This window comes from Bergeyella porcorum, from assembly GCF_042427575.1.
In the GTDB taxonomy this organism is placed as follows: domain Bacteria; phylum Bacteroidota; class Bacteroidia; order Flavobacteriales; family Weeksellaceae; genus Bergeyella; species Bergeyella porcorum.
In genome coordinates this window covers 155,179-161,612 of the sequence record NZ_JBHMFD010000009.1, presented here as the reverse complement: position 1 = coordinate 161,612, position 6,434 = coordinate 155,179, and the positions used below count along the sequence as shown (strand labels likewise).

Below are 6,434 nucleotides of genomic sequence, written 5' to 3'. Positions count from 1 at the left end.
GTAGTTTTTTTTTCATTTATCAATGTTTAACTGTTATGCTGGTATCTTTCACAATGCCCGCTAACGTTTCTCAGCTATACGCAGGCAGGGATTTTAACCACTGAACTTCCTACGAAGAACTGAACTTCAAATTTACCACTTTCCTGTCTTACGAAGCACGAACCCCCTGCTTGCGTATAGGTGATGTTATGCGGTCGGCTTTCATTTTCTCTTCTTTCTCGTTAATTTGTCAAGCAAAGTTACTAAATTTGCAGTCAAGCAATTTCAATTTTTGAATTATGAATTGTGATTTGAATTCAAGTATTCACCTGTAAGAAGTTACTAATGACAAAAAAGAAATTGCCCGTTCGTTTTACGGGTCAGCACTTTACTATTGATAAAGTGCTAATAAAAGATGCAATAAGACAAGCAAATATAAGTAATCAGGATACGGTTTTAGATATTGGGGCAGGCAAGGGGTTTCTTACTGTTCATTTATTAAAAATCGCCAACAATGTTGTTGCTATTGAAAACGACACAGCTTTGGTTGAACATTTACGAAAATTATTTTCTGATGCCCGAAATGTTCAAGTTGTCGGTTGTGATTTTAGGAATTTTGCAGTTCCGAAATTTCCTTTCAAAGTGGTGTCAAATATTCCTTATGGCATTACTTCCGATATTTTCAAAATCCTGATGTTTGAGAGTCTTGGAAATTTTCTGGGAGGTTCCATTATCCTTCAGTTAGAACCTACACAAAAGTTATTTTCGAGGAAGCTTTACAATCCATATACCGTTTTCTATCATACTTTTTTTGATTTGAAACTTGTCTATGAGGTAGGTCCTGAAAGTTTCTTGCCACCGCCAACTGTCAAATCAGCCCTGTTAAACATTAAAAGAAAACACTTATTTTTTGATTTTAAGTTTAAAGCCAAATACTTAGCATTTATTTCCTGTCTGTTAGAGAAACCTGATTTATCTGTAAAAACAGCTTTAAAGTCGATTTTCAGGAAAAGTCAGGTCAGGTCAATTTCGGAAAAATTCGGTTTAAACCTTAATGCTCAAATTGTTTGTTTGTCTCCAAGTCAATGGGTAAACTGTTTTTTGGAAATGCTGGAAGTTGTCCCTGAAAAATTTCATCCTTCGTAGTTCAAAGTCGGGTGGTTGTCAAGATGATTTTTCTGGTTTGGTGTCGTCTTTTAAGCTGCCGCATAACGTTTGGCAAATTGGCGATGGAGCCGACTTTTAGCACAAATGTTGAATAGAATTACTAATCTTCAACATTGCACAAAAGTTCAATAGAAGTACTTCACCGGCTCTATTGCCAATTTGTTTGTTATGTGCCGTTTTATTCCATTTTATACATTTAACAATTGCTGAAACGTAAAGTCGGGTTTAAACATTTCAATTTCGTTTTGAGTTGATTCTTCTTGTGCTTCTTTGCCATAGATAAACATTTGCTGTTCATAATTTTTAACAGCCTCTTCAATGCTATTAAATTTTCCATCGGCTAGATTATCAGACAATATCAAGGCATCCACCAACCCACTATTTACTCCCTGCCCTGCAAAAGGCGGCATCAAATGTGCGGCATCCCCAATCATTGTTATGGGTAATGGGCGCTTGCTTTTCCAAGGCTTTTCTAAAGGAAATATCCGTGTAGGCAATCCTACAAATGACAACGTCGTATGAATCAATTCTTTGTAGCGTTCGTCCCAATCGGAAAATTTTTTCAGAAGAAAATCAACGACACTATTTCTGTTTTGAAAATCTACCTGCGTTTGGTTTTTCCATTCATCAGGTGTTTTAAAACTTATTCCAAAATGCAATGCACCATTATTATTGGGGTTAGCAAATAATAAATTACCTTGGTGAGATGCCATTAGCCGGTTTCCATTGCATAGCTGAAAAAATCCAGGACAGTTCACCTCCGGTTGATGAATATCGGCTTGTATATTGAAAGTACCTGTTTCTTCAACTTCCGTGTCGGTAACAAATTTTCTTACCTTGGACATCCCGCCATTGGCAAGAATAACCAAATCTGCTGTTTCACTCGGTTTATTCTCAAAAGTTAGTGTCCACTTCTTCTTACCAGGTTCAAGCATAACAAGTTTTCTATCCCAAATAACCGTGTCGTTTTCTAAACTATTCAACAAGATAGCCCTTAAGTCATTTCTGTTTATTTCAGGATTGTCAAATCGATTTTCGGGCTTTACATTTTTTGTGGATAAAATATTGCCTTTTTCATCAGCAATATTTACACCCATTGGTAAGGCTAAGTCATAATAAGTTTGTAACAATCCCGCTTTTTTCATTGCTTCCTGACCTGAACCTTTGTGTAGGTCAAGGGTTCCACCAAAAATTCTTGCCTCTCGGTCGTTGTCTCTTTCGTAAACTGAAACGTCTATGCCGTTTTGCTGTAATAATTTTGCCATAGTCAGTCCAACGGGTCCACCACCAATTATTGCAACGTTCTTATCACTAAGTAAATTCATTTGTTTGTCTGTATCTATTCGCATTGTCATTCAAAAATGGCACATAACGCTGCAAATATACGAACATTCGTTTATTTTGCAACTATATTCTTGGTATATTGTTTTTATCTCCATCTTGCAAAGGCATTCCTCCACCTTACGGAAGCGTTCCTCAACATTACAAAAGCATTCCCCCACCTTACGGAAGCATTCCTCAATATTACAAAAGCATTCCCCCGCCTTACGGAAGCATTCCTCAAGTTTGCGGAAGCATTCCTACATATAACATCTACGCCGTAACAGATAAAAAACGCTTGGTATCACAATAAAAAAAGCTAACTTCCTACTTTTCAAAAACAGCATAACCTGAAACGGCTAGATTAAACGCTTTTCCTTCATCAAAGTTTCGCTTCACATTGGTAAAGACATTTCTATAAGTACCTTTAACCTTATCATCTGTTAGCGTAAATGACACTGGTTCTTTGGACATATTTAAAATGGTAAGCACCTCTTTATCTCCATTTTTACGCAGGTATGCCCATACTCTATCCTCTGCATTGGTGCTAAGCCATTGTGTGGTGGCGGCTTTATCTCCACCTTTTAGAGCAGGGTGCGTAGATTTCAGATTCAATAAAGTCTTATAAAACTGATGCAAAGATGGAGTATCTGTCCAAGTGATAGGGTCTTTTTCAAAGAATGCTAAGCGTTTGTTTTCCAATGGCAATTCTTGTCCATTGTAAATCAATGGTACGCCATTCCAAGTGATGGAAAACACTGCCAAAGGCTTCGCAAAGACACCGTATTTCTCGTATTCGGTGCCGTTCCAAGTATTTTCATCGTGGTTGGAGGTAAACCAAGCTCGCATAGAGCCATCCCCTATATCGGTATAGCGTTGCAAGAGTCCCTTCAAGTCATATTGAGACTGCCTTCCTTCATTAAAATCTCTGGTTCGGTGCATCCAAGTCCAGACATAGCTGGCATCAAAAACTTTTCCGTAATCTGGGTTTTCTAGCTCATCAAACTCACCCAACCAAAAAAGAGGCTTAAGTTTTTCCACTTCTGGGCGGGCTTGTTGCCAAAAATCCACCTCTACCCAAGAGGCTAGGTCACAACGGAATCCATCAATATTAGCCTCTCGCACCCAAAATTTCATTGCATCTATCATTGCTTCACGCATCTTTGGATTGCTGTAATCCAGTTCTATGATATCATCCATCCCAGAAGCAATCTGGAAGTCTCCCGTTTTCTCATCTTTTAAATAAAAATCGGGATTGGTTTTCGTCCATATATGATCCCAACCTGTGTGATTGGCCACCCAATCTATAATCACTTTAAACCCCATTTTGTGGGCTTCATCTACCAAGTGTTTAAAATCTTCCATCGTTCCAAATTCTGGATTGATGGCGGTGTAATCTTGTGCAGCATACTGGCTCCCCAAACTCCCTTTTTTATTTTTCTGTGCAATAGGGGTAATGGGCATAAACCACAGCGTCTTCACGCCCATTTCTTTAAGGCGTGGCAAGTGGGCTTCAAATGCCTTGAAGGTCCCTTCTGGGGTATATTGTCTTACATTAACTTCATAGATATTAGTGGTTTGTTTCCACTCTTTTGGTTGTTCCATAGTTGTTGATTTTCCTGTTGGAATGGTGTTACAAGCTATCAGTCCTAACGCTAAAGCCGCTGATAGTATTAATCTCTTTTTCATAAAAAATCTTCAAGATGAAGGACAAATTTAGGCATTAATATTTTAGAAATTGATGTTCAGTATAGATTTCTGAGAAAAATCACTTATCATTTTTGATTTCTGGCTTTGGCAAGAAGGGGAATTGAAATAAAACCCATTACCGCCATAATGACCAATTGCATTGTATGCGAAATGAAAGCATAAGCCAATCCTACCTCTGCTCCTTCTTCATAAGGTTTCCCTAATGACAGGAATAACGCCCCGATACCTAATTTCAAGGCAAAATGAAAGGCTCCGATACCGCCAGAGGCTGGCACCATCATCCCCAATGTTCCTACCACAATGAGGAAAAAACCATCTGCAATACTGAAATGCTCTGTCTCAGGAAGGGCAAAGCAGATGAGATACGCAGCAAAATAATAACATACCCATATTGCCAATGAGTAGCATAGGAATAAAATAGGTTGCTTCAACCTAAAAATGGAGAAAACGCCTTGTAAAAGGCCATCTACAATCTTATAAATCGCTTTAAATACAGGAAGATTTTCTAAAAATTTCCTCAATGCAAAAAATAAAATCCCCCCAATGGTGCCTAGCCCCAAAACCATCCAAAGCCAAGGTACCGAGGAAGAGGGCTCGGCTGTGTTCTGTTCTGTAGCAAAACGATAAAATGCTAAAATAGCATCATACTTCAGCCAAAGGGTAAGCCCTAAAAACAAGAGCATACACACCAAATCTACCACCCGCTCTAATATAATGGTTCCAAAAGATTGGTCCACTGGTACTTTTTCCACACCATACAGAGCCGTAGAGCGTGCCAGCTCCCCACTTCTAGGGATGGTAAGGTTCATCAGATAGCCAAAGGAAATGGTCCAAAGAGCATTAGAATTTGAGATTCTGTAGCCCATTGGTTCTAGTAAAAGATTCCATCGCACCGCTCGAAACCAATACGCCAACAATCCAAAAACAGCTGCCACCGCTACCCAAAAATAATTAGCCTTGGTAAAATAGCCTTTTATTTTCTCAAAATCCAGTCCGCGAAATGCCAGCCACATAAAAAAAACAGCCACTGCTAAAGAAATGGCTATGGTAAACAAGGTTTTTATTGTACTATTCTTTTTCAAAGGGATAAAAATTTTAGGTCAACAAATTGGTTTCCTCATTCGGAAAAACGATTTTAGGCTGGAAAGATTTTGCCTCTTCTGGCGTCATCTGGGCGTAAGCAATAATGATGATTACATCGCCTTTCTGCACCTTTCTGGCTGCAGGTCCATTAAGACAAACTTCACCAGACCCTCTCTTACCTCTAATAGTATAGGTATCAAAACGCTCCCCATTATTCACATTCACGATATATACCCGCTCCCCTACCATAATACCTGCGGCATCTAGCAAATCTTCATCTATGGTAATGCTTCCGATATAGTCCAAATCTGATTCGGTTACCCGAACCCGATGTATTTTTGATTTAAAAACTTCAATTAACATAGGTGCAAATTTATTAATAAAAATCGGATTTCTGTACTTGAATATCATTGATTTCTAACCACCGAAGGAAACACCGCTTTAGAATAAAACTCTCACCAAAATATAACATTTTTTTACAATTCTTACTCCTTTCAAATTAAATCGATTCATTTTTTATTTTATTTTTTATTAAATTAGCACCGTGAACAATATTATAGTAACAACCTAATTTTACACTTTATGAAACCGTACCTAAAAACCGTACATGCCCATCGTGCCACTCTGGGTTTACGATTCGCTAATTACCTTATAGATACCATCGTAATATTTTCTCTATTTTTCTTTTTGGGAGTCTTTTCTGTATTACTCTACACCTTTTTAGACATTAAACTTTTTTACAATTGGGTTACTTATTTGGAAAACATGTCTCGACTTGAAGACACAATAATAACTGCAATCACCACTCTAATCTATTATTTTACAATGGAATATTTCACCAAAGGGAGAACCATAGGAAAATGGATTACAGGAACCAAAGTGATTTCCATAGACGGAAAAACACCTGATGCAAAACAACTTTTCTATAGAACACTCTCGAGAATAGTTCCCTTCGATGGGTTATCTTTCTTGTTCTCTGAAAATGGCTGGCACGATCAATGGTCTGACACCAGAGTGATAAAAATAAAATCCTACCATCGTAGCATAACAAGCAAGACTGAAATTGATAACATCGGAAAAAAAGATGCTTAACCTACACCATCAACCAAAAATGCTTATTACAATAAAAAAACTGTTTTTACAAATCCATAATCTAGATAATTGTTATCACCCAA

The 6,434-nt window shown here is 37.8% G+C and carries 7 protein-coding genes; 3 read left to right on the top strand and 4 right to left on the bottom strand.

What is annotated here, in order from left to right; translation table 11 throughout:
- Positions 1-324 precede the first annotated feature (324 nt).
- Positions 325-1,125, top strand: a complete 801-nt coding sequence (erm(F), locus tag ACFFUE_RS06330; RefSeq protein WP_042005545.1) for a 23S rRNA (adenine(2058)-N(6))-methyltransferase Erm(F) — start codon at positions 325-327, stop codon at positions 1,123-1,125.
- A 209-nt stretch (positions 1,126-1,334) separates the two neighbouring features.
- Here the strand turns inward: erm(F) and tet(X) are convergent, their stop codons facing one another.
- Positions 1,335-2,501, bottom strand: coding sequence for a tetracycline-inactivating monooxygenase Tet(X) (gene tet(X), locus ACFFUE_RS06325; RefSeq protein ID WP_376833651.1), 1,167 nt, complete (start codon positions 2,499-2,501; stop codon positions 1,335-1,337).
- Between the two features lie 6 nt (positions 2,502-2,507).
- Here tet(X) and ACFFUE_RS06320 point away from each other — a divergent pair, with 6 nt between their 5' ends.
- Entirely contained in the window at positions 2,508-2,750 is a 243-nt protein-coding gene (locus ACFFUE_RS06320) for a hypothetical protein (RefSeq protein WP_376833649.1), read from the top strand.
- A 43-nt stretch (positions 2,751-2,793) separates the two neighbouring features.
- On the opposite strand, the gene ACFFUE_RS06315 is transcribed toward ACFFUE_RS06320, so the two are convergent.
- The 3 genes from ACFFUE_RS06315 to panD form a co-directional block, all read right to left on the bottom strand.
- Complete coding sequence (locus ACFFUE_RS06315; RefSeq protein ID WP_376833647.1) at positions 2,794-4,155, bottom strand: alpha-amylase family glycosyl hydrolase; 1,362 nt, start codon at positions 4,153-4,155, stop codon at positions 2,794-2,796.
- 86 nt (positions 4,156-4,241) lie between these two features.
- Positions 4,242-5,189, bottom strand: a complete 948-nt coding sequence (locus tag ACFFUE_RS06310) for a lysylphosphatidylglycerol synthase transmembrane domain-containing protein (RefSeq protein WP_376833662.1) — start codon at positions 5,187-5,189, stop codon at positions 4,242-4,244.
- A gap of 82 nt (positions 5,190-5,271) precedes the next feature.
- On the bottom strand, positions 5,272-5,622 hold the full coding sequence (panD, locus tag ACFFUE_RS06305; RefSeq protein WP_327984206.1) for an aspartate 1-decarboxylase: 351 nt from the start codon (positions 5,620-5,622) through the stop codon (positions 5,272-5,274).
- Positions 5,623-5,841: 219 nt separating this feature from the next.
- Here panD and ACFFUE_RS06300 point away from each other — a divergent pair, with 219 nt between their 5' ends.
- Positions 5,842-6,351: an RDD family protein gene (locus ACFFUE_RS06300; protein WP_376833645.1), complete on the top strand. Its 510-nt coding sequence runs from the start codon at positions 5,842-5,844 to the stop codon at positions 6,349-6,351.
- Positions 6,352-6,434 lie beyond the last annotated feature (83 nt).

What these genes read in the sequence shown, in the direction of transcription:
- panD (WP_327984206.1), bottom strand. Translation starts at nt 5,622, where the DNA reads ATGTTAATTGAAGTTTTTAAATCAAAAATACATCGGGTTCGGGTAACC.
- ACFFUE_RS06300 (WP_376833645.1), top strand. Translation starts at nt 5,842, where the DNA reads ATGAAACCGTACCTAAAAACCGTACATGCCCATCGTGCCACTCTGGGT.
- ACFFUE_RS06320 (WP_376833649.1), top strand. Translation starts at nt 2,508, where the DNA reads ATGGCACATAACGCTGCAAATATACGAACATTCGTTTATTTTGCAACT.
- ACFFUE_RS06310 (WP_376833662.1), bottom strand. Translation starts at nt 5,189, where the DNA reads ATGTGGCTGGCATTTCGCGGACTGGATTTTGAGAAAATAAAAGGCTAT.
- ACFFUE_RS06315 (WP_376833647.1), bottom strand. Translation starts at nt 4,155, where the DNA reads ATGAAAAAGAGATTAATACTATCAGCGGCTTTAGCGTTAGGACTGATA.